Source organism: Streptomyces sp. NPDC041784, from assembly GCF_055591025.1.
In genome coordinates, this window is record NZ_JBVJAB010000051.1 from 1 (window position 1) to 20263 (window position 20263).

General features: G+C 68.3%; 19 protein-coding genes and 3 pseudogenes. 11 read left to right on the top strand and 11 right to left on the bottom strand.

The features are described 5' to 3' along the window. The 4 genes from ACZ6D7_RS44830 to ACZ6D7_RS44845 all read left to right on the top strand — a co-directional run. Nucleotides 1–955, top strand: a 955-nt coding sequence (locus ACZ6D7_RS44830) for a TerD family protein (protein WP_469504097.1), incomplete at its 5' end; no start/stop codon positions are given. A 364-nt stretch (nt 956–1319) separates the two neighbouring features. Further along, complete coding sequence (locus tag ACZ6D7_RS44835; RefSeq protein ID WP_469504099.1) at nt 1320–1811, top strand: DUF2975 domain-containing protein; 492 nt, start codon at nt 1320–1322, stop codon at nt 1809–1811. Further along, nucleotides 1811–2032 (top strand): helix-turn-helix domain-containing protein, encoded by a 222-nt coding sequence (locus ACZ6D7_RS44840; protein WP_062039671.1) that lies wholly within the window; start codon nt 1811–1813, stop codon nt 2030–2032. The genes ACZ6D7_RS44835 and ACZ6D7_RS44840 overlap by 1 nt, the downstream gene beginning before the upstream one ends. Before the next feature lie 191 nt (nt 2033–2223). Continuing rightward, the gene (locus ACZ6D7_RS44845; RefSeq protein WP_469504102.1) at nt 2224–2649 is read left to right on the top strand and encodes a DUF3592 domain-containing protein; all 426 of its coding nucleotides are present in this window, start codon (nt 2224–2226) and stop codon (nt 2647–2649) included. A gap of 427 nt (nt 2650–3076) precedes the next feature. On the opposite strand, the gene ACZ6D7_RS44850 is transcribed toward ACZ6D7_RS44845, so the two are convergent. Together ACZ6D7_RS44850 and ACZ6D7_RS44855 are read right to left on the bottom strand one after the other, a co-directional pair. Further along, a complete protein-coding gene (locus ACZ6D7_RS44850) occupies nt 3077–4048 on the bottom strand; it encodes an alpha/beta hydrolase (protein WP_469504105.1) in 972 nt (323 codons plus the stop codon). Nucleotides 4049–4150: 102 nt separating this feature from the next. Next, entirely contained in the window at nt 4151–4468 is a 318-nt protein-coding gene (locus ACZ6D7_RS44855; protein WP_469504108.1) for a putative quinol monooxygenase, read from the bottom strand. Between the two features lie 143 nt (nt 4469–4611). On the opposite strand from ACZ6D7_RS44855, the gene ACZ6D7_RS44860 reads away from it, so the two are divergent. The 4 genes and pseudogenes from ACZ6D7_RS44860 to ACZ6D7_RS44875 all read left to right on the top strand — a co-directional run bounded on the left by ACZ6D7_RS44860 (nt 4612) and on the right by ACZ6D7_RS44875 (nt 7703). Further along, nucleotides 4612–5517, top strand: a complete 906-nt coding sequence (locus ACZ6D7_RS44860; RefSeq protein WP_469504110.1) for an AraC family transcriptional regulator — start codon at nt 4612–4614, stop codon at nt 5515–5517. Nucleotides 5518–5674: 157 nt separating this feature from the next. Then, complete coding sequence (locus ACZ6D7_RS44865) at nt 5675–6424, top strand: SDR family oxidoreductase (protein ID WP_469504112.1); 750 nt, start codon at nt 5675–5677, stop codon at nt 6422–6424. Between the two features lie 303 nt (nt 6425–6727). Then, nucleotides 6728–6922, top strand: a pseudogene (locus ACZ6D7_RS44870) (transposase); the annotation flags it as partial. Between the two features lie 451 nt (nt 6923–7373). Further along, nucleotides 7374–7703, top strand: a complete 330-nt coding sequence (locus tag ACZ6D7_RS44875; protein WP_469504114.1) for a hypothetical protein — start codon at nt 7374–7376, stop codon at nt 7701–7703. A gap of 399 nt (nt 7704–8102) precedes the next feature. Here ACZ6D7_RS44875 and ACZ6D7_RS44880 read toward each other — a convergent pair whose 3' ends face one another. The 4 genes from ACZ6D7_RS44880 to ACZ6D7_RS44895 form a co-directional block, all read right to left on the bottom strand. Next, entirely contained in the window at nt 8103–8840 is a 738-nt protein-coding gene (locus tag ACZ6D7_RS44880) for a VOC family protein (protein WP_469504117.1), read from the bottom strand. A gap of 380 nt (nt 8841–9220) precedes the next feature. After that, the gene (locus ACZ6D7_RS44885; protein ID WP_469504120.1) at nt 9221–9934 is read right to left on the bottom strand and encodes an effector-associated domain 2-containing protein; all 714 of its coding nucleotides are present in this window, start codon (nt 9932–9934) and stop codon (nt 9221–9223) included. A gap of 54 nt (nt 9935–9988) precedes the next feature. After that, nucleotides 9989–10417 carry a trypsin-like peptidase domain-containing protein gene (locus ACZ6D7_RS44890; RefSeq protein ID WP_469504122.1) on the bottom strand — a complete coding sequence of 143 codons (429 nt, stop codon included), beginning with the start codon at nt 10415–10417 and terminating at the stop codon, nt 9989–9991. Nucleotides 10418–10848: 431 nt separating this feature from the next. After that, a complete protein-coding gene (locus ACZ6D7_RS44895) occupies nt 10849–11583 on the bottom strand; it encodes a dienelactone hydrolase family protein (RefSeq protein WP_469504124.1) in 735 nt (244 codons plus the stop codon). A gap of 613 nt (nt 11584–12196) precedes the next feature. On the opposite strand from ACZ6D7_RS44895, the pseudogene ACZ6D7_RS44900 reads away from it, so the two are divergent. After that, a pseudogene (locus ACZ6D7_RS44900) lies at nt 12197–12551 on the top strand (transposase); the annotation flags it as partial. Nucleotides 12552–13072: 521 nt separating this feature from the next. Here ACZ6D7_RS44900 and ACZ6D7_RS44905 read toward each other — a convergent pair. Further along, nucleotides 13073–13603, bottom strand: coding sequence for a trypco2 family protein (locus ACZ6D7_RS44905; protein ID WP_469504127.1), 531 nt, complete (start codon nt 13601–13603; stop codon nt 13073–13075). An 856-nt stretch (nt 13604–14459) separates the two neighbouring features. Here ACZ6D7_RS44905 and ACZ6D7_RS44910 point away from each other — a divergent pair. Then, the gene (locus ACZ6D7_RS44910) at nt 14460–15293 is read left to right on the top strand and encodes a PIG-L family deacetylase (protein WP_469504129.1); all 834 of its coding nucleotides are present in this window, start codon (nt 14460–14462) and stop codon (nt 15291–15293) included. 587 nt (nt 15294–15880) lie between these two features. Here ACZ6D7_RS44910 and ACZ6D7_RS44915 read toward each other — a convergent pair. Then, entirely contained in the window at nt 15881–16918 is a 1038-nt protein-coding gene (locus ACZ6D7_RS44915; RefSeq protein WP_469504132.1) for an IS630 family transposase, read from the bottom strand. Nucleotides 16919–16985: 67 nt separating this feature from the next. Continuing rightward, nucleotides 16986–17831, bottom strand: coding sequence for an NAD(P)H-binding protein (locus ACZ6D7_RS44920; protein ID WP_469504134.1), 846 nt, complete (start codon nt 17829–17831; stop codon nt 16986–16988). Between the two features lie 148 nt (nt 17832–17979). Between ACZ6D7_RS44920 and ACZ6D7_RS44925 the strand changes: the two genes are divergently transcribed. Further along, nucleotides 17980–18372 carry a winged helix-turn-helix transcriptional regulator gene (locus tag ACZ6D7_RS44925; protein WP_469504139.1) on the top strand — a complete coding sequence of 131 codons (393 nt, stop codon included), beginning with the start codon at nt 17980–17982 and terminating at the stop codon, nt 18370–18372. Between the two features lie 107 nt (nt 18373–18479). Here the strand turns inward: ACZ6D7_RS44925 and ACZ6D7_RS44930 are convergent, their stop codons facing one another. Together ACZ6D7_RS44930 and ACZ6D7_RS44935 are read right to left on the bottom strand one after the other, a co-directional pair. Next, a complete protein-coding gene (locus ACZ6D7_RS44930) occupies nt 18480–19328 on the bottom strand; it encodes an alpha/beta fold hydrolase (RefSeq protein WP_469504142.1) in 849 nt (282 codons plus the stop codon). A 325-nt stretch (nt 19329–19653) separates the two neighbouring features. Continuing rightward, nucleotides 19654–20118: pseudogene (locus tag ACZ6D7_RS44935) on the bottom strand (helix-turn-helix domain-containing protein); the annotation flags it as partial. Nucleotides 20119–20263 lie beyond the last annotated feature (145 nt).

A 20263-nucleotide genomic window follows, 5' to 3' on the forward strand; every position in this document is an offset into this window, starting at 1 on the left:
GATGACGAGCCGGTCGAAGGTGCAGTGTCCGGCCCAGTGGGCGTTGACGACTAGAGCGGTGGCCGGGGGTCGCCCCGATGCCTGGGATGGTGTGGCGGCCTGCGTGTACGTCCCGGCGCCGCGTCGATCGGAGCCCTTCGCCGGCACCTTGGACAAGCCCCTGGCGGGACGCCGGGTATTGGTGCTCGGCGGCGTCCATGTCGATGCGGCGGCAGCTCGTACCCGCGTCGTCGAGCTGGGCGGATCCGCGGCGATCAACCTGTCCGCCAGCGTCACTGACGTCGTGCTCCTGCCGGGAGAAGAAGGCGACCGACGCATGAAGCGCATCACCGCCCTTGAACTCCCCGTGCACGACCTGCACTGGCTCGCCTCTCCGAGCACAACGGACCAGACTGCGGCGGTTCTTCGGCCTCAGGAGCCGCACGTGATGCCGAGGGGCGGCGTCATCGACCTGCCCATGCCGCACGGCGGACCCGCGCCGGAGTGGTACGTCACTGCCGGCTGGGCCCCGCAGTCCGACTGTGAGATCGACGTGGTCGCCTTCCTCCTTGACGAGGACGAACAGGTCAGCTCGGAGGAGGGCTTCATCTTCTACGGAGCCCCGGAGAGCCCCGCCGGGACGGCGCGCCTGCTGACCGGCGGCCCTGCCGAACAGTCCATCGCCGTCGACTTGGCATCCCTGCCACCTGCGACGCGAAAGATCGTCGTCGCTGCGGCCATCGACGGCGTCGCTACCTTCGGGAGTGTCGGCGCGATCCAGATCGGTGCGGCCCCCGGCAGCAGCGGGGCACCTCTCGCCCGGGCCACCCTGGACGCCGCCACCACCGAACGCACGATGCTGCTCGTGGAGATCTACCGCAGGGGTCCGCTCTGGCGTCTACGTACCGTCGGCCAGGGCTACGACCACGGCCTGGACGCCCTTGCACGCAGCTACGGGGTCGACATCGCCGACTGAACGACGGCGCCGATTCGGAGGTCCCTGCATCCCTTGGATGAGTCGGAACCGGCCGGGGGTCCCCTGTTCACCGGGACGGCGCCGCCTCGGGCGGGGTCCTCAACGGTGGGCGTGAGGTGCTGCGTTCCCTCGCCGAAACCACCCGGCAGGCCGCCCGCCCAGGACTTCGGCGTGGTCGGGTGGCGCCCGACGTGTGTTCAGGTGAGGCCGGTTTCGACAAGATCAAGACTCGCGCAACCGTCATGCCATGAGAGGCGGCGACGTCCCGCCATCGTGCGGAACGCCCGCCCACCCTCCGCCCCGCCCTTGTCTGCCCTATCGAGTCTCGATAGATTTCCATCGCGATTCGATGGAAGGGTGAGTCATGGGAAAGCTGACGGTGCGTGCGCTGCGCGCCCTGCTCGTGGTGCTGCTCGCTGGCACCGTGTTCGTGCAGGCCTTGATGGTTTGGACATTGGTCAGCGGGAGCGACCCGGAGGACGGGTCGCTCCCGCTGACCGCGCTGCGCGTGATCACGGTCCTGGGCTTGGTGTCGGTCCAGGTCGCCCTGATCTGCGTAGCGCAGCTGGTGACGATGGTGCGACGCGGCACCGTGTTCTCCCACGCCGCCTTCCGGTACGTGGACGGCGTGATCGGCGCGATCGTGGCGGCGGCCCTCGTGTGGTTCGCGGTCACGGGCATCAACGCCCCGGGCCAGCGGGACGACCCGGGCGTGACCGTCATCATGGGCGGGGTCGGCTTGGCCATCCTGGGGGTCGCGCTCATCGTGCTCGTGCTGCGGATGCTGCTCGCCCAGGCCGTCGCGCGCGACGTCGAAGCGGCCCGGATGCAGGCCGAGTTGGACGAGGTGATCTGATGCCGATCGCCGTCGACATCGACGTGATGCTGGCGAGGCGGAAGATGTCCGTGGGCGAGCTCGCGGACCGCGTGGGGATCACTCCCGCCAACCTGGCGGTACTCAAGAACGGCCGTGCCAAGGCGGTGCGCTTCGCGACGCTCGCCGCGCTCTGCGAGGTGCTCGAGTGCCAGCCGGGCGACCTGCTGCGCTGGGAGGCTGAGGACGCCGCAGGCGAATGACGTGCCCTCCCAAGATCATGGAGTTCTCGGCGCCCTGATCCGGGTGGAAGACCGTGTCGTGGGGAGATCCACTGGCTGCTGCTGCAGCGGCGGAGGCCGGCAGGGAGAGCCGCGGTTCGGGGCGGGCCCGTGTCGCTGTTCGTCGGGTAGATGGGGTCGGTTCCGTGGGGGTGGTCCGCTACGGTCTGGGCATGGCGGGCGAGCAGGTGGGTGGTGTCGTCGTCGCGGTGGTCACGGTCGTGCTGTGCGTGGTGTTCGCGTTCGGGGCTCTGAGCCGTTTCCGGCTGAGGGTGCGCGGTGTCAGTGCTACCGCCGAGCTGGTCAGGTTCCGCACCGCGGTCGCGGAGGACGGCGAGTTGCTGTACTACCCGGTGGTGGCCTTCACGTTGCCGGACGGCGTGGAGAACGAGGCGGAGGGGGAAGGCATGGCCCATCCGCCTCGCGGCACGCAGGAGGGCGACCGCACCGAGGTCGTCTATGACCCGGCAGTACCGAGCAGCATCGCCCTTCCTTCTCTTCTGCCAGGCAGGCTCAAGGTGAGAGAGATCCTGGCGTGGTGCGCCGCATCGGTCTGTCTGGGGCTCATGACCTATCAGGTCCTCGTCGATACGTTCTGACAACGGCTGACGCCGTGACCTGAACCGGTACGGCGTTGTGGTCCCGCCGACGCGGGTCGCCCGCCGGTGTCGACGATGACCTCGGTGTGCGAGGCGCCGTGGCAGATGCCGAGCACCCGGATCGCCTCGACAGCCTCCACCGGCGTTGCCGATGGCGGGGGCGTGTGCAGGAACCGCCCAGGAGGACCTGGCGGCGCTCCGTGTACGGCCGCGGCCGCAGGTCGGGGAGGTCCGCCGCTGGGTGGGTTGGGAAGCCTGATCTGCCGTCAACGCGACGTGCAGAGGCGGCTTGAACGATGGAGCCCGCCCGCTGACCTTGCCTTGGGTCCGCTCGGAAGTCCGGCCTGGCATCCCGCCGCCGGCCTCGGGCGGCGGGTCGGTGTGCCCGCTGCCTGAGGTGTCTGCGGTGTCTGCGGTGTCTGCGGTGTCATGCGGTGCGGTTCGGGGGCAGGTGTCGGGTGAGCCAGTCGCTGCGGGTTCGGCGGGCCGTGGCTGAAATGCGCGCCTGCGGGTACAGGACGTCGAAGCCGTGGAAGCCACCCGCCCAGACGTGGAGTTCGGCTTGGCCGCCGGCCGCCCAGATGCGCGTGGCGTAGTCGGTGTCCTCGTCGCGGAAGACTTCGGCGGAGCCGGTGTCGATGTAGGTGGTCGGCAGGCCGGAGAGATCGTCGGCCAGCGCGGGTGAGACGTACTCGGGTACCTCCTGGTCGGTGAAGTCACCGAGGACGGCACGCCATCCGAACTCGTTCATCTCGCGGGTCCAGACGCCGGGCTCGCCGGAGTACTGGCGGCTGGAGGTGCTGGTGTTGCGGTGGTCGAGCATGGGGCAGATCAGCATCTGCGCCGCGATGGCCGGGGTGCCGAGGTCGCGGGCCAGCAGGGTGACCCCGGCGGCGAGGCCGCCGCCCGCGCTGGCGCCGGCGACGACGATCCGGGCGGGGTCGATGCCGAGTTCCTCGGAGTGTTCGGCGGTCCAGAGCAGTCCCTGGTAGCAGTCGTCGACCAGGGTCGTACCGGTGGCCTCGGGTGCCAGCCGGTAGTCCACGGAGACCACGACCGCGCCGAAGGTGTCGAGCCACTCCAGCGGGATGTCGATCTGCGAGAAGCGGTCGCCCATGACCATCCCGCCGCCGTGCATCCAGTAGACGCAGGGTGCGGAGGCGGTGGTGCGGTCGGTGTTCGCGGGGCTGAAGACCGACAGGGGGATCGGGGCACCGTCCCTGGCGGGCACGGTGATCTCGCGCCGGTCGACTGGCCGGTGTGCGAGCAGGGACTCGATGGGCGTCGAGGGGAGCTGACGCAGTTGTGCGAGCGTTTCCGGGCTGAGCTGAGACATCAGCGGCATGTCGGCCAGCAGCTCACGCAGTTCGGGGTCCAGGGCGGGTCGTGCCGTGGTCATGGGCGTGGGCCTTTCGTGGGATGGTGCCGGACGGTCGGACGAAGAGGGGGGCCGCCTCGGCGGGCGCCGAGGCGTCAGGAGGGCGGGGATCGATCCGGGGCTCTAGAAGGCGGCCTTGCCGCGGACCGGGACGTAGTCGGTGTACTCGGACTCCTTGGCCAGCAGACCGTCGATCTGCGCCACGATGGCCTGGGCGGCCTCGCCGGCGAAGATCCGGTGGTGGTCCTCCTCGCTGGTCCACCCCTCGGTGACGTGGACGACGTCGGAGTCGGACGCGGAACGGGAGACGAGGTAGACGACGCAGAATGTGCTCGCGCCGGGGCTGCCCTCGCTCAGGCCGGTCAGCAGCAGGTCAACAAGTTGGTCGCCCATTCCGGGCTTGGCGGTCAGGGTCGCGTGGAAGCCGTAGTTGGCGATCATGGCTACCTTTTTCTCGGTGATGGAGTGAGGTGATTCCATTCAACCGAGCTGACCTGCGAAAACGTTAGACCGATGCTCGCTTGTACTTGCACGATCCTCGCGGACGCAGGAGCCACAGCGCGGAATGGTGCTGCAATGGACGCATGCACCTCGAAGAGCTCCGCACCCTGCTGGCCCGGCACGCCCGCCCCGACTGGACCACGGCCGTCGACGGCGTCCTCATCTCGAGGGTCGACCGGCCGGATCCGCCGGCGCCCTCCACGTCCGGCACGGTGCTCGCGGTCATCGCCCAGGGCGCCAAACGCCTTGCCCTGGGCGATCGCGTCTACGAGTACGGCGCCGGGCAGTACCTGGTCGCATCCGTCGACCTGCCCGTCACCGGACAGTTCATCCAGGCCGACCCCGAGCAGCCGGCGCTCGGATTCGGGCTCACGCTGGAGCCGTCGGCCGTCGCCGAACTGCTGCTGCAGGCCGGGCCCGGAGTCACCCCCCGCGCCGGCGGAGGCCCGCCGTCGGGGATCGCGGTCAGCGACGCCCCGCCCGCGCTGCTCGACGCGGTCGTCCGGCTGCTGCGCCTGCTGGACGAACCTCGCGATCGGGCCGTTCTGGCCCCGCTGGTCAAACGAGAGATCCTGTGGCGCCTGATCACCGGCGAGCAGGGCGAGGCCGTGCGCCAGCTCGGCCTCGCCGACAGCGGCCTCAGCCACGTCTCACGGGCCGTGCGCTGGATCCGCGGCCACTACGCCGAGCCCTTCCGGGTCGAAGACGTGGCCCGCATGTCCGGCATGAGCGTCTCCGCCTTCTACCGCAACTTCCAGGCGGTGACCGCGATGAGCCCCATCCAGTTCCAGAAACAGATCCGGCTCCAGGAAGCCCGGCTGCTGCTCGCCACCCACCCGGGCGACGTCACCGGGGTCGGCCACCGCGTCGGCTACGACAACCCGTCACAGTTCAGCCGCGAGTACCGCCGGCAGTTCGGCGTACCCCCCAGTAAGGACGCCGCGCGCCTGCGGAACACCGTACGCGCCCCCGCAGGCGTCCTGCCCTGAGCGGGGCGGGACGACGAAGGAGGATCGTGCAAGAGGAAGCGAGGATAGTTCTACTATTTCCGCAGGTCAGAGCGATTCAATGGGATCACCGGTTCTCCCGCGGAGCAGGAAGAAGCCTGTCCGTCCGCGGATCCCACCACATCGCAAGGGCCATCCCATGAAGACCATTCTGATCACTGGAGCCTCCTCCGGATACGGGCGGGAAACCGCCCTCCACTTCCACTCGCAGGGGTGGAACGTCATCGCCACGATGCGCACCCCGCGTGCGGGCGTCCTTCCCGAGTCGGACCGGCTCCGCGTCGTCGAGCTCGACGTGACCGAGCCCGAGTCCATCACCGCCGCGTTCGAGGCAGCGGGGCCCATCGACGCCCTGGTCAACAACGCGGGCGTCCCCTCCATCGGTGTGTTCGAGGGCACCCCCATGGCCCGAGTGCGGGAGGTCTTCGAGACCAACACGTTCGGCGTGATGGCGACGACCCAGGCGGTGCTGCCCCAGTTCCGCGAGCGCGGCTCCGGCGTGGTGGTCAACGTGACCTCCAGCGTGGTGCTGGGACACATGCCGCTCTCGGCCGTCTACAAGGCGAGCAAGATGGCCATCGAGGGGTTCACCGCATCCCTCGCGCTCGAACTCGCGCCCTTCGGCGTACGAGCGAAGACAGTCGAACCGGGTGCCTGCCTGACGACGAACTTCGCAGCCAGGGCGACGAACGGCGCCTCGCCGGACGAGCTGGTCCCGGCGCCCTACTCACCATGGGCGAAGAAGGCCATGGCCGACTTCACGGGCCAGGACCTGTTCACCAAGGAGAGCGACGTCGCCGAGACGGTGTGGCGAGCCGTGCACGACACGACCGGCCAGCTGCGATTCCCGGCCGGCCCCGACGCGGTCTGGCTCGCCCAGGCGAAGTGACCGCGGGACGCACCAGCGTCACCCGACTGCACGGCGAACGGGCTGTGCCGTCAGCCGGATGCCTGCCGTGCGGTGGTGCGCGCATTCGAGCAGGTCGGGCGATGCGCCGGACGGCCAGTTGACGGGCAGCGGCGTGCAGGAAGGAGAGGTAGACCCCGTAGCGGTGGGGCGACCAGTTCCCGTCCGCCCAGACCCAGCCGGCGATGGAGCCGTCCGGGTCGTGGCCGCTGGCCCGGCCCACCGCGGCGGCCATCCGCCGCACGCGCCTGGACAGGACACGGTCGAGGCGCTCGGGCACTGGGCGTGGACGACTTCGCCTTCCGAAAGGGCCGGACCTGCGGCACCATCCTGGTCGACGTCGATACCTCGACGGTGATCGACCTGCTTCCCGACCGTTCGTCCGACACACTCGCCGCGTGGCTGACCGAGTACCCCGGCGCCGAGGTCATCTGCCGTGACCGAGACAGCAGTTACAGCCGCGCCGCGACCAAGGCCTGCCCGGACACGGTGCAAAGTTGCCGATCGATGGCACCTGCTCCAGAGCCTGTCCCGGGCGGTCGAGCAGGTCTGCCACCAGCACCGAGGCTGCCTGAAGAAGCACGCCGAGCGGATGGGGTGCGACTTGCGTGTCCAGACATCACCGCAGCCTGCGACTGCGCTCGCGCGTTCACCGACCTGCTCCGCCACCGCCGCCTGGATACGCCAGGCAGAGCAAACCGCATCCCCGCCGATCAAGGGCTTCGCGGGGTTCCTGTGCCAGGACCTCGATGCGGTACTGGCCGGAGTGACCCTGGACTACGGCTCCGGCGTCGTCGCAGGGCACGTCAACCGACTCAAGACGCTGAAGCGGCAGATGTTCAACCGGGCCGAACTCCCATTGCTGCGCAAGCACGTTCTTCTACCTTGTCTCCCGGACTCTTGTCAGTAGCGTCGTCTACCGTCTCGCGCCATGGGCTACGACATCCACATCACCCGGCGTGAAGACTGGTGGGACGAAGATGGACCGGAGATCGCCACGCATGAATGGGAGGCACTCGTTGAGAGTGACGCCGGCCTGTCCATGATTCCTCCACCGTCTGAATGGAGCGGGCCCTCTCAATGGTCTGCAGTGATGACCACACATCCTGACGAAGAGCGGCTCGGAACCGCCTTGCACTGGGCGTCGGGAGAGATCAGCGCCAAGAACCCGAGCGACATTCTGATCGCGAAGATGCGCCAGGTCGCGAAAGCTCTCAACGCGCGGGTCCAGGGCGACGACGGCGAATACTACGACGAGTGACATCCGGACGACGTCACAGCCCGTGAACCGTTCACGAAAATCTTGCCTGAACCCTGAAAACGGCCACCCCACGATCGGGAGTCACCCCATACCCGCTCGATGGATCTCTCCAGTCATGGGACACCTGACCTGCCGCCGGGCGCCGCATGGGAGAGGCCGCCATGGGCAGCCGGTTCCCCCCGGGGGGGCATCCAGGGTGGCCTATGGCCGGCGTGTAAGGCCGCCGTAGGCGCCGGAGCCGTGCGGGCAGCGCCGACGACTACGGCCCGCTGGTGGCCTTCTTGCCCCCAAGGACGCGTGCTGGCTCACCAGGGACGCCATCCCCGTCTCCGGCGGCATGGGCTGACGCCACGCGGTCTTCGCCGCTGCCCCGGAACCAGCCGGAGTCGTTGGTCAAGGTCAGCGAGGCGTGAGGAGACAGAACTCGTTGCCTTCCGGGTCGGCTAGAACCGTCCAGGAGATTGCGGACTGATCGATATCAGGGTCGGTGGCGCCCAGGGCGCGCAGTCGGGCTGCCTCTGCGGCCAGGTCGTCACCGGGGTAGGGGCAGACGTCGAGATGGACGCGGTTCCACACGCTCTTGGTGTCGGGGGTGCGGAGGAACTCCAGGTAGGGCCCGACGCCTTTGGCGGAGCGCATGGTCGCGTGGTCGTCGGTGACCTCGTGCAGCGTCCAGTCCATCGCCTCGCCCCAGAACCGGGCCATCCCTCGTGGGTCGGTGCAGTCGACCACCACCGCGGCGATCGGCCCGGTGTCCTGGTAGATCGGACGGGGCTCCAGGACGCAGAACTCGTTGCCTTCCGGGTCGGCCATGACCGTCCAGGGGACGTCGCCCTGACCCACGTCGGCGAGCGTCGCGCCGAGATCCCTCAAGCGCGCGACCAACTTCGCTTGATGGGCAGTCGAGGTGGTGGCCAGATCAAGGTGCACGCGGTTCTTGACCGTTTTGGGTTCCGGGCGGGCGACGATGTCGATGCAAACGGCCACGGGGTCGGGGTAGGCGAAGCCCACGGGTTCGAGGTTGGTCACGCCGGGTCCCTCGCTGTCGACACCCCAACCGAGTGCCTCCGCCCAGAACCGGCCGAGCGCGGAGTCATCATGGGCCTTCATGTTGATCTGCACGAGTCGTGTTGCCATGCCGCAGATCCTAGAAGCTCCGCCAGCCCAGGCCGCCGCGAACAGACATGCGCTCGACCAGGTGCTGACTGTGGTCGCGCTTGCCGAGACTTCCGACCGGGACGAGTCCTTGTGAACGAAGGCAAGCCCCGACGCCGACGCCACTGACCGATCGAATGCTGCTCAGGCCTGCGCTGGCCGACTCGGCCCGCACGCTCTACGAGCGGGCGACGCCAGCCGACAACACGCGCGACGCTGGCTGAAGCTACCCACTCCGTTGAACTCCGGACCAAGTGGGGCGACGAGTGGCCTTGGCCGTTTTCCGGGCTCTGGCCGGAGTTCCGTGATTGAACTTGGTAGAAGCCGCAGTTGCTGCTGTCGAAAGGTGTGGCCAAACGTCGTCACACGCGCTCGTCCTCAGAGGCCGTGATGACGGGATCAGAGCCGGTGGGTAGGAGTTCAAGCACCAGAGTCACAGCCTCTTCGGCGGTGTCAACTTCGCCGATGACGGCGAAGGGATTGCGTCGGTTAACGGGGGGCTCGCCGTCGGCGACGGGTGCGTCCTCCAGCTTGCCCGCGCGTTCCACCATGGCATCGACACCACCGTGTCCGGGTCGCACTTCAGCGGGGGCGGCCGCCCGTGCGAGCAACGCGTGCAGCGACTGCCGCTCGGCCGGCAGCAGCAGGGGCTGAGCCGTCAGCTTGTCGACCAGAGCCGTGAACGCCTCCAGCTCGACGCTGCTGGAGCCGAGCGTCTCCAGAGCCGTACTCAGGGTGCGCAGGCCGTTTGTGAATCGTGCGCAGGTGATCACCAACGTGATGAGCTGGGCACGCAGGCTCGGGGTCCTAGGCAGGGACGCGGCTATGTCCGGCGGGATGAGCTGGACCAACAGGTCGAAGGTCGCCGGGCTGCGCAGGGCCGTGACGCCCAGGAGCGCCTCGGACAGCGCACCCGTCTCGCTGGGCCTCAGGCTGCGTCGGTCATCGCGCAGGCGCCCCACCGGAACGTGGTCCAATGCGTCCTGCACCGGCAGCATCCATCCCACGGCCCGGGAATCGCCCCGGCCAGCCGCCAGAAGCACCCCGACGACCGCGCCGGTGTCGCTGTCGATCACCGGGCCGCCGCTCATCCCGGGCCGGGGCTCCCCGTGTGTGAACTCGAGCCGTGTTCACTGCGCCGATCCTTCAGCAGGCGTGTGCCGGACGACGCCGCTCCACCGCCGTAGGCCCGCGCGCTCGTCGTACTCGTACATGCGGACGGCCGCTCCGGGCCGGGCGCGCTTGAAATATGAGGGCGGCATCGAATGCGCGGCAGGCCCGAGGAGGCTGAGGACGGCCAGGTCCCCCTGCCGGTCGTCCCCCAGCGGCAACCAGCCGCCGGCCATGACCTCCGCTCGAAGATCCGTCAGCAGGGCCGGTAAGCCGACCCGGATCTCGCCTCGCGGGCGCTCACCGGACGATGAGGTGCCGAGGGCGTCGGCGACCACATGCGCGCACGTCAGCACGAGATTGCGGGTCAGCAGGAATCCGGACCCGGTTACCCGGCCCGTGGTGTCCTTGATGACGGCGCTCTGAACGCGGGACTGCTCATCGGCCACAACGCCCCCCGTTCAAGTCGTGGGTGTCGATTACGCACTTCCGCTGTGGTGCTGTCAGCGGAACGCGGGGTCGTCATGTCACAGATCATGCCAGTACCGGGCGTCTGACGGTGTTCCGTCCGGTTCCCGACCTGTTGCCGAGGACGGCGCCAATGTGGACGCGGGCCGGGTGGTACTGCGGTTGCATCCGGCAGTGTTCGGCCCAATGCGCGGGACTACGAGACCCGCCCCGAACACCCCGAAGCGATGCTCACCCTCGCCGCCATCACCCTGATGACACGTCGCCTCACCCGCCAGACTGCCTCCCCCCACATCGGCAGCTCCCCGACCGTCAGGAACCGTTCAAGCCGCGTGATCAGTCACGCGGGCTCTCAGGCAGCGCAGTCCATTTCGTGCTGTCCCGCTGCGTGTTTGGTTTTCGAACCGGAGCTTCACCGGTTGACCAGGGTACGGTCGAGCAGGGGCAACAGGCGGTCCCAGTGGAGCTGCAGCGCGGTGGGGTTGAAGGCGTCGGTGTCGGACATGGTGAAGCCGTGGACGGTGCCGGGGTAGATCTCGGAGGTGTAGCCGACCCCCGCGGCGTCGAGGGCCTGGTTGAGCTCGCCGAGGACCTCAAGCGTCAGGTCGCTTTCGGCGTGGCCGAGGTGGACCTGGGCGGTCAGCTTGGCGAGGCTGTCGGGCCCGTCGGCGCCCACGGGGCCGTGGAATGCGGCGACGGCGGCCACCTGACCTGGGTGGGCTGCGGCGGTGCGTATCGCCAGGAGACCGCCTATGCAGTAGCCGGTCACCGCGACCGGTCCGGCGGCGACTTCGGGCTGGGTGGTGAGGAACCTGAGGTAAGCGTCGGCGTCGCTCAGGACACGTTCGGCGGTGTGCGCCTCGATCAAGGGCATGAGCTGGGCGAAGATCGCAGGCCGAACCCCTTCTCCGATGTGCTCGGGAAGTTCGATCACCGGTGCCGGGCCGTGCCGGTAGAAGAAGTTGGGAACGAGCACGTAATACCCGTGCCGGGCCAGTTTGCTGGCCATCTCCCGCAGCACGGGCCGGATGCCAAAGCCGTCCGCGTACATCAGCACCCCTGGGTGCCGCTCACCACCGTCGGGGAAGGCGGCAAAAGCGTCGGCCTGGCCGTCCGCGGTGGGAATGTGCAGCGTCTTGATGGGCATGAGTTCTCCTGTCGTGGTTGACGTGTTGAGCTGTGATCAACACGACAGGAGGCGGAGCCCGCGCCGCAGCGCCAGATACTCGATCCAACAGCGGGCCAGCACCGGCCCGTTCGACGCTCAGAGGAGCGCCGGGTCACCAATCCGTGTGTGGCGCAATGCCGTCCCGGTAGTCATCGTCACACAACGTAGCCCACCGGACAGGATCGACGCCAGCCTCCAAGTCCACAGGGCTGTTCGCGAGAACGATCTCGGCCAGCACCTCGGATGCTGAACTCGGTCGACGCGCTGCCCGTGACAGCGATAGCGATCTCGTGTCTGCACGGTCCTCACCACACTTCGAAGCCCCCGTTTCGCACTCTGAACTGGGAAACCGCTCACCAGGGATCAAAAACAGGCTCTGGAGGGTGTTTTCGCTAAAATCGCGGTGTTTTAGATTGATATCGGTGTCGGATCGAGTGGGGTCGATGAGGTTGATGTGACCTGAGCTGCAGAAGAGGTGATCGAGCGGGCGTCTTGTTCTGGATACTCCTGTTTCATCCCGAGGCGCCGGATTGAGCGCCGTGTGCTTCGAGCGCCGGCACGAGCGCCCCGGCCTGGCGGGTGGTCCAGGGTCATGCCTGAACGCCGCCGTTACCCGAGCGATCTGTCCGATGCCCGGTGGAAACTGGTCGAGCCGGTCCTGACCGCCTCGCGGGCCGAGCGCCGCGGCTGCGGACTGGACATCGGTCGGCCGCCGGACCATGACCTGCGCAGCCTGCTCGGTGCCGTCCTCTACGTGAACCGCACCGGGATCCCCTGGCGCTACCTCCCGCACGACTACCCGCACTGGAACACCGTCTACGCCTACTTCGCCCGCTGGAAGGAAGAAGGCGTCTTCGACCAGCTCAACAGCCTTCTGCGCCGCCAAGTCCGACAGGCAGGAAGGCCGAGAGGCCGAACCAACCTCCTGCGTCATCGACTCGCACAACACACCTTCACTGATCATTACTTGGGCCGTCACAGGACCCCTGTCAACTGCCGGACACTGAGCTACGGAGCGTAGCGAACTCGATGCGGACACTCGACGGAAACCAGCACCCGTCGTTTCCTGGGAGTCCTGCGGTGAGCTGGACTCGTTGCGCAACCGCAGCACGGCCTCGTCCGCCCCAGCCGGTACGGCCATGTAACACGCCCAGCGTGCTCAACCCGCACGACCAGGTTCACTGTCATGAAAGCCGAAATGGCTGATTTTGGTGTGAAACAACTCGATTGGGCGGCAAAGGGCGTGGGGCGGTGGTCAACTTCCTCACAGCGGTAGGACTGACGCAGGGGTGTTTCGTGGTGTTTCGTCCCCTCAAGCTGCTCATTTCGTCAGTTCCCCAAGCTGTGCGGGGATGCCGGAGGCCCATGATCGCCTCGCCCCCCGTTGCCCGCCTGTTCGGGAGGAGGAGTTGCTGCGCGCCGGGGGGTGCCCCTATGTCTTTGGTCAAGGGAAACGGGGTGCGTCGGGTCAGGGAGCCGGGCAGCATGGCGGGGTGGCTGATCTGCTGTGGGATGACGTGAGTTGTTTATTCGACCCGGACTTGCCCCAGCGCACTGGTGTAGTGGCCGACGGGGTCCAAGTCGGGTCTTTGATCAAGACCAGGGCTGCGTCGTCACGGTCGCCCGGCTCTCCGCGCCAGACCACCACTCCGCCACAGCGGGGCGCCTGAGCCAGCTTGAACAGTCGCATGTCAGTGCCCACAACGCCGACAACATGCGCCGAGGTCAGCACCGGACACGGCGCGATTTCATACCCCGATCCAGGCGACGAAGGGCCCTCGACCCCTACCACCCGCTGCCGGTGTGTACGCCCTCGTGCCACGCTGCCCTCGACATCACCGGAGATCACATATGCCCTGAAGCCGAACCGCGCCTTGACATCCTGACGAAGCTCCACCGCACACTCGAGCTCGATCGGCCCTACCAGAAATGAGATCTCCTGGTTCTCCGCTTCGAGCAGCAGCTTCCAACAACTCGTCGCGGATGCCCGATACTGCATCCGCCAACTGAATCTCCACGGCGGTCACTGTCCCTTCAGTCGAAGGGCGGGCCCTTGAACGTGCGAAGCGACACGGGCCCATCTGTCGCGCTGTCTCTCGTCCTGTCAGGAGAGACCAGCTCAGCGTACGAATGGCGTGGCCAACCGACGACGCGGAGCGAGCAGATGGGTGAGCGGTAGAAGCCGCACAGCGGCGTACTCAGCGACGGCGGGCATGAACGTCGCAGCTACTCCCGGGCTCGAGGTGATTATGGACAGGGCTTGGCCGGGCCGAGGAACCCGAGGCGGAGGCGCGGCGGGCGACGCGACCGAGCAGAACCGCCGCTGGTTCCGCGCGAACCCGAATGGCGCGGACGCCGTCGTGGCTGCGACGAAAGCCGCCGGAGCCGCCCGGGAGCGCACCGCCGGATACCTGCTCACGGAGCGGCTGGAGCGTTGCGCGACCATGTCGCGTCCCCCGACGAGATGGCCCCGCCGATGCCCTGGTCGGACCGATTGACCGAGCTTGCCGCCCGGTCTCTCACCGGCGGCCGAGCGTCGGTGATTGCGTGAGTGCCGAGCTGAGCGGAGTCGGTCTCGCGGACCGAGCCCTGGTTGTGGCGCGGGCGGCAGTGACGAGTCGTGCCTGGGTGCCTGGACCTCGTTCGCGTTGAAACGCCGACGCCTGGAAGGCCGAGCGGCCGGGCCGGGAACAGCCGTCCGGCCGGCGCGGTTGCATCGATCGAGGGCCCGGAGCCGCACGGGCGGGGAACAAGGAGGCCACAGGTCGTCCGCCCCGACAGGATCCGGGCCCCAGGATCGCGGTACGCCCGCCGCCCTCCTGGACCAAGACGTATTTCTGCAGGAGGTCTGATTCATGACTGACCGGCCCTTGACGCTCATGGCCGTACACGCCCATCCCGACGACGAGGCCACCGGAACCGGAGGGGTCCTCGCGCGGTACGCGGCGGAAGGCATCCGCACGGTTCTTGTGACGTGTACCGACGGTGGTTGCGGTGACGGACCGGGGGGTGTCAAGCCCGGCGATCCCGGGCACGATCCGGCGGCGGTCGCCTTGATGCGCCGTCAAGAACTCGAGGCGAGCTGTGAGGTCCTGAAGGTCAGCGATCTGGAGATGCTGGACTATGCCGACTCCGGGATGATGGGCTGGCCGAGCAACGAGGCCCCCGGATCCTTCTGGCAGACCCCCGTGCAGGAAGGCGCCGCCCGACTCGCGGAACTCATGCGGCACTACCGGCCCGATGTGGTTGTCACCTACGACGAGAACGGCTTCTACGGCCACCCCGACCACATCCAGGCCCACCGCATCACGATGGCGGCGCTGGAGATGACCGCGCTGACACCGAAGGTGTACTGGACCACGATGCCCCGCTCGATGATGCAGCGGTTCGGCGAGATCATGCGCGAGTTTCATCCGGACATGCCGGAGCCGGATCCCGCCGAGGCCGCCGCGATGGCAGAGATCGGCCTCCCCGACGATGAGATCACCACGTGGGTGGACACCACCGCGTTCAGCGGTCAGAAGTTCGACGCGCTGGCCGCGCACGCCAGTCAGGGCGAGAACATCTTCTTCCTCAAGATGGGCAAGGAGAGGTTCGGCGAGTTGATGGGCATGGAGACCTTCGTACGCGTCCAGGACGCCACCGGCGCGACCGTACCCGAGAACGATCTCTTCGCCGGACTGCGCTGATCCGCCCGTCCGACCGGCCGGGAAAGCGCATCGACCGCACGGAGCGATCGAGCGGGTCGCACATCCGAAGGCTTGTTCACGCGAGTTCCGCTCCGGCAGCCCGCGTCCAGGCCCTCGCCGTCGGCGTCGACGCGTGCCCGCACTTCCGACCCGACACCGGGCTTGCCCCAAACCACCTGACAACCGCACAGGTGGGAGACCTGCGGGCTGCTGACTCGGAAGACCGAGGTCGATGAGCCCGCTCTGGCCGTGCTGGACACGAGCGGGGGCGGTCTGCTGGCTGTGGCGGGCAGGCGCGCGAAGGGTGGCCCGTTCCACGGGTCCGGTTTCAACCGGGCCCGCACGGTCCGGCTGCTGTGGGAGGGCGGCCCGAACGGAGCCCTCCCTTTCCCCTTGAGGCCGCAGCCAAGATTGATCTGCCCGACGCTTACGGGACTCCCGTCTCGCACCTGCAGGTGTCCCTGGAAGTCAGGGCGGGCTTCCACCATGCCCTGGGAAGCCGACATGCCCTGTCCGTTGCCCGACTGCACGAGCTGGTCGACGCCCTGGCTGCCTCCCTGGTCGATGAGGAGGTCGTCAGTGCGCTCTCAGCTCTGGCCGGAGTTGACTCTCTCTCGGTGCCCCAGCCCCTTGGGCTGGACTTCCTCAGCGGCATCGACGTGCCGGACCTGCTCGCCGGGAACGGCCTGACCGCCGTGCGGGACGCCGGGACCTCCCGCGGAGCCAATCTGCTCGCCGACCCCGGCATCGACCAGCGCGTAGGCGGCCAGGTAGGCCAGGGCGCCGCCGCGGCCGTAGGTGTGATTGACGCGCATCGCCCGGGCCTGGCCGGGCGCAAGGGTGGGGTGGCAGCGGCAGCGGGCCTGGATGGAGGTCTTCTCGTCGGCGCTGATGACGAACTCGTCCGGGCCCAGCGGCCGGCCTTGCCAGGTGCCGGCGTAGAGGTCCAGGACACGGGCAGCCTTGGCGCGGAAGTCGGGATCGCTGATGAAGATCCAGGAGCGATGCTGCCAGGGCTTGATCGCGTCCTGGTGCAGCCACCGGCGCACGGTGGAGGCCGAAAGGGCCGGGGCGATCCGGCGGGCGACGGCCTCGCGGGCCAGTTCCGGGCACGACCACTGCGACAGGGGCGTGCGGGTCTCTGCAGGCAGTTGGCAGGCCAGGGCTTCGACCTGCGCGGTCTGAAGCGCGGTGAAGGAGGCGGGTCGGCCCGGGCGCTTGCGGTCGGCGAGCCCGGGCAGGCCCTGTTCGGCGAACCGGCCCCGCCAGGTCCGCACGGTGTCCACGTGGACCGCGGTCTCACGGGCGATGCGCGCGTTGGCTCGCCCTTGTGCCGCCAACAGCACGATGCGTGCGCGTATCCGGGACTGATGGGGTGTCTTGTGACCCCAGGCTGCCTTCTTCAACCGGTGCCGCTGGGAGGCGGTCAGGGATATCGGACAGGCGGCGGCAACAGGCACGGCGGACAGGCCGATCAGCAGAAGTGGATTACGTTGGGCGACGGCCTGCTGCTGACCGGTGGACAGGCCAACGCGAATCCTTCGGGCATTTTGACGCGACTCAGCAGGCGGCGGGCGCCCGGGCTCTCTGCCTGTCCGGGATCGCCGTCCGCTGAGCCGGGGCATCCGGGTGGCATCGCTGGTGGAGGTCCCTGGGTAACCCCGGCCGGGGCCGGCAGCGCAGGTGCCGCTCTTACCGGAAGGCGGCGATGTGACGCTGAACCCAGTCGGCGAAGGTGCGGGGCTCGCGGCCGAGGACCCGCTCGATGTCGGGGCTGATCCGCTGCTCGGCGGGGTTGGGCTCGCCGATGGCATCGAGGGTGGTCTCGACCACGGGCTCGGGCATGAACCGCACCATATGCGCGTGCGCCTCGTCGCGGGTCTGCTCGATGAACTGGATGGGCTCGCCGAGCGCGTCGCCGATCGCCTCGGCCCGTTGCCGGGGTGTGTTGAGGGCGGGCCCGGTCAACTCGTAGAACTGCCCGGCGTGACCGTCCTCGCGCAGGGCTGTGGCGGCGACCTCGGCAATGTCGGCCGGGTCGACGGTCGGCAGGCCGACGTCACCGAACGGTGCGGCGACCGTCCGCTGTGCGCGGACCGACTCGGCCCACGCGTACGCGTTGGAGTTGAAGCCACCGGGCCGCAGGATCGTCCAGTCCATGCCCGACTGCCGGACGCCGTCCTCGATGGACCGCATCATGCCTCCATGGGAGGACGACTGCGGTCGGGTGGCGACTCCTATGGAGGACAGCAGCACGATACGTCCGACTCCGCCGGCTTTCGCGACGTCGACGATGTCCCGTGGGTTCAACAGAGCGGCACTGCCGCCGCCGTCGTGCAGGAACAGGGCGTCAGCGCTGTCGAGGACGGGCCGAAGGCTCTCCGGGGCGGTCAGGTCAGCCTGCCGGTGCCGGACGCCCTTCGGCACGACTGCGTCCGAGACCCCTCGGGATACTGCCGTCACCTGCTCACCGGCCGCCGCGAGCGCCTGTACGAGCGGTCGGCCAACGTTGCCGGTCGCTCCCATCACTACGATCACGAACAACTCCCGTGTCACTTCACTGTGTTCTTCACGCCCGAGCGGGCGAGAACATCGCAGGCCAGGGGGCCTCGTCGCGACCCGGCGAGGCTAACACCGTCGGTATAGTAAGTACCTACAGGAAAGTGACTATGTATTAGGGAGCCAAGTGGCCGACCATGCGACCTGGACGGCACTCGCGCCCACCGACGCCGAACATGCTTGTCCGATCGGCCCGGTCGTGGACATCGTGTTCAGCCGGTGGACCACGCCGATCCTGTGGACCCTCAACATGCACGGTCGGCAACGGTTTGTAGAGCTGCAACGACGGGTCACCACCATCACACCGAAGGTGTTGACTCAGCGGCTGCGGCAACTCGAACGCGACGGCATGATCGTGCGCACCTACCACCCAGAGGTCCCACCGCGGGTCGAGTATGAGATCAGCGAACTCGGCCGCAGCCTCGCGCCGCTGTTCGCTCGTCTCGCTGAATGGGCCGCCACCAACCTGGACAAGGTCGAGCGGGCCCGGGACGACTACGACACCGATTCGGCGCGGTAGTCGACTGCCCCGCCCAGCTCCACCTTGCCGCCCCTCGACACCTGACAACACACATGCCCACGACCGGCTCCGGAGTCAACCCCCGAAGGACTTCCGGAGCCGACCACTTAGCCCAGCTTCCCGACGATGTCAGCTACCCGTCCGGGCATGGACAGGAACGGCGAATGAGAGGAGTCGAGCGCCACGACTGAGGTCGGGTTGTCCGGGAAGGCGGTGTCTGCGTCGCTGATGAACTTCTGCTGCAGATTCGGTCGGATCGCCATGTCCCGAGCGCAGGTGACATAGGTGCGGGGCACCGAGCCCCAACCGTCGCGGGTCAGCGTGGTGGCACCGAGCGCAATACCAGCCGGAGCGTCGGGCGTCAGCAGTCCGAGGGTGGCGTCGGCGATGGCCGGATCGACATCGCCGAAGAACGCATTCCGAAGTTGCTGACGATAGTCGAGGTCATCGGACGCGAGGTCGAGCCGCAGTGCGCCGATCGCAGCGGGGTCAGCCCGAACGGACGGTGCAACCAGTTCGCCGGCGTTCTCGAGCATCTGCACGTAGGCGATGGCCGGAACGTCCGAGGCCGGCATGAAAGCGGTCAGATACACCGCGTGCGCCACGTGCTCGGGTGCCAGTTGCGCCGCCCGTGTCAGCACGGCGCCGCCCATGCTGTGGGCCACCACCGTCACCGGGCCACCACGGCCGACCTCTCTGACCTGCGAGACAAGCAGGTCGCCTGCCTGGTCGAGGTCCACTCCCGCCACCGGCGATACCTCTGTGGCCAGAGCCTCAGCATCGAACGGACGTCTGGTGAGGCACTGTGGCCGACCGGCACGAAGCCCGTGCCCCGCCATGTCCACCGCGACGGCCGGGCGGCCCATACCTGCCACGCGGGCGATGACCTCACTCCAACACCAGGATCCGTGCCAGTAGCCGTGCAGGAACAGCACTGGGGTCGAGCCAGCGGACATGATCACTCCCTTGTGATGGCCGGCCGCGAATGCCAGCTTCCTTCATCCGTCTCGAGCAGATGTCCACGCCTCGCGAGGGACGGATGCGGAGGAGTGCAGCAGATCAGGAGGAGCTCGAACAAGAGGCCTTCCGTAGGGCGGAAGGACTTCGGTCAGCTCTTACCCCCGCGGCTGCCTGATGGCTGCGGGGCTGCGTTTGCCCGCCGATTCTGCCCTCATGCTGCAAATCAACCAGCCGGGAACCCGCGTTCGACCGCCACCGCTCAAGACGGAAAGACAACAGCGTCTCACCCCGTCACGAAAATCTTGACTGAGCCCATCGAGAAGCCGACCTCCTCTCCGAAGCACAGCCAGGCCCCGAGCGCCGCCACGGCGCTTCCACCCGGGGCCAGGTCTCCTTCACCCATCCGGTGACAGCTGCCTCGTTGCGCTCGGTCGCGCGGCGGGCGGGGACCTGGAGACTGAAGCCATGCCGGTGCAGCATCTGCGCGATGGCCGACAGCGTCACGCTCTTGCGGAACCGGCGCCCGATCAGCGTCTTGATCCGCGCCAGAGTCCAGGTCTGGTCCGGCCAGCCGTGCGCCACCGGCCCCCTGGGCCAGCTCCTGCTCCAGTACCTCGATCAGTGCCTCGCTCAGCTTGGGCAGCGACACCGGCGCCGCCGACCGAAGACCGACCGTGCCCGCGTCCTGCCAGCGCCGGCGCCGAACCGTTCGGCGGCCTCCATCCGGATCCGCTCACGAAACGCCTGCCGTTCAGGCGTCAGCCCACCACCCTGCGGATACCTCATACAAACGGCATACCGCGAAGTTCACACGCCGTCAGCCCCCAACGTCGCCAGCGCACTCCAGCGGCACAGGCGTGGGGGGGGGGGGGGGGGGGGGGGGGGGGGGGGAGGAGGGGGGGGAGGGGGGGGGGGGGGGGGGGGGGGAGAC

Excerpts from the sequence above, each read along its gene's own strand:
- ACZ6D7_RS44835 (WP_469504099.1), top strand. The coding sequence starts at position 1,320 with ATGGGAAAGCTGACGGTGCGTGCGCTGCGCGCCCTGCTCGTGGTGCTG.
- ACZ6D7_RS44840 (WP_062039671.1), top strand. The coding sequence starts at position 1,811 with ATGCCGATCGCCGTCGACATCGACGTGATGCTGGCGAGGCGGAAGATG.
- ACZ6D7_RS44845 (WP_469504102.1), top strand. The coding sequence starts at position 2,224 with ATGGCGGGCGAGCAGGTGGGTGGTGTCGTCGTCGCGGTGGTCACGGTC.
- ACZ6D7_RS44850 (WP_469504105.1), bottom strand. The coding sequence starts at position 4,048 with ATGACCACGGCACGACCCGCCCTGGACCCCGAACTGCGTGAGCTGCTG.
- ACZ6D7_RS44855 (WP_469504108.1), bottom strand. The coding sequence starts at position 4,468 with ATGATCGCCAACTACGGCTTCCACGCGACCCTGACCGCCAAGCCCGGA.
- ACZ6D7_RS44860 (WP_469504110.1), top strand. The coding sequence starts at position 4,612 with ATGCACCTCGAAGAGCTCCGCACCCTGCTGGCCCGGCACGCCCGCCCC.
- ACZ6D7_RS44865 (WP_469504112.1), top strand. The coding sequence starts at position 5,675 with ATGAAGACCATTCTGATCACTGGAGCCTCCTCCGGATACGGGCGGGAA.
- ACZ6D7_RS44875 (WP_469504114.1), top strand. The coding sequence starts at position 7,374 with ATGGGCTACGACATCCACATCACCCGGCGTGAAGACTGGTGGGACGAA.
- ACZ6D7_RS44880 (WP_469504117.1), bottom strand. The coding sequence starts at position 8,840 with ATGGCAACACGACTCGTGCAGATCAACATGAAGGCCCATGATGACTCC.
- ACZ6D7_RS44895 (WP_469504124.1), bottom strand. The coding sequence starts at position 11,583 with ATGCCCATCAAGACGCTGCACATTCCCACCGCGGACGGCCAGGCCGAC.
- ACZ6D7_RS44905 (WP_469504127.1), bottom strand. The coding sequence starts at position 13,603 with ATGCAGTATCGGGCATCCGCGACGAGTTGTTGGAAGCTGCTGCTCGAA.
- ACZ6D7_RS44910 (WP_469504129.1), top strand. The coding sequence starts at position 14,460 with ATGACTGACCGGCCCTTGACGCTCATGGCCGTACACGCCCATCCCGAC.
- ACZ6D7_RS44915 (WP_469504132.1), bottom strand. The coding sequence starts at position 16,918 with ATGCCCCGGCTCAGCGGACGGCGATCCCGGACAGGCAGAGAGCCCGGG.
- ACZ6D7_RS44930 (WP_469504142.1), bottom strand. The coding sequence starts at position 19,328 with ATGTCCGCTGGCTCGACCCCAGTGCTGTTCCTGCACGGCTACTGGCAC.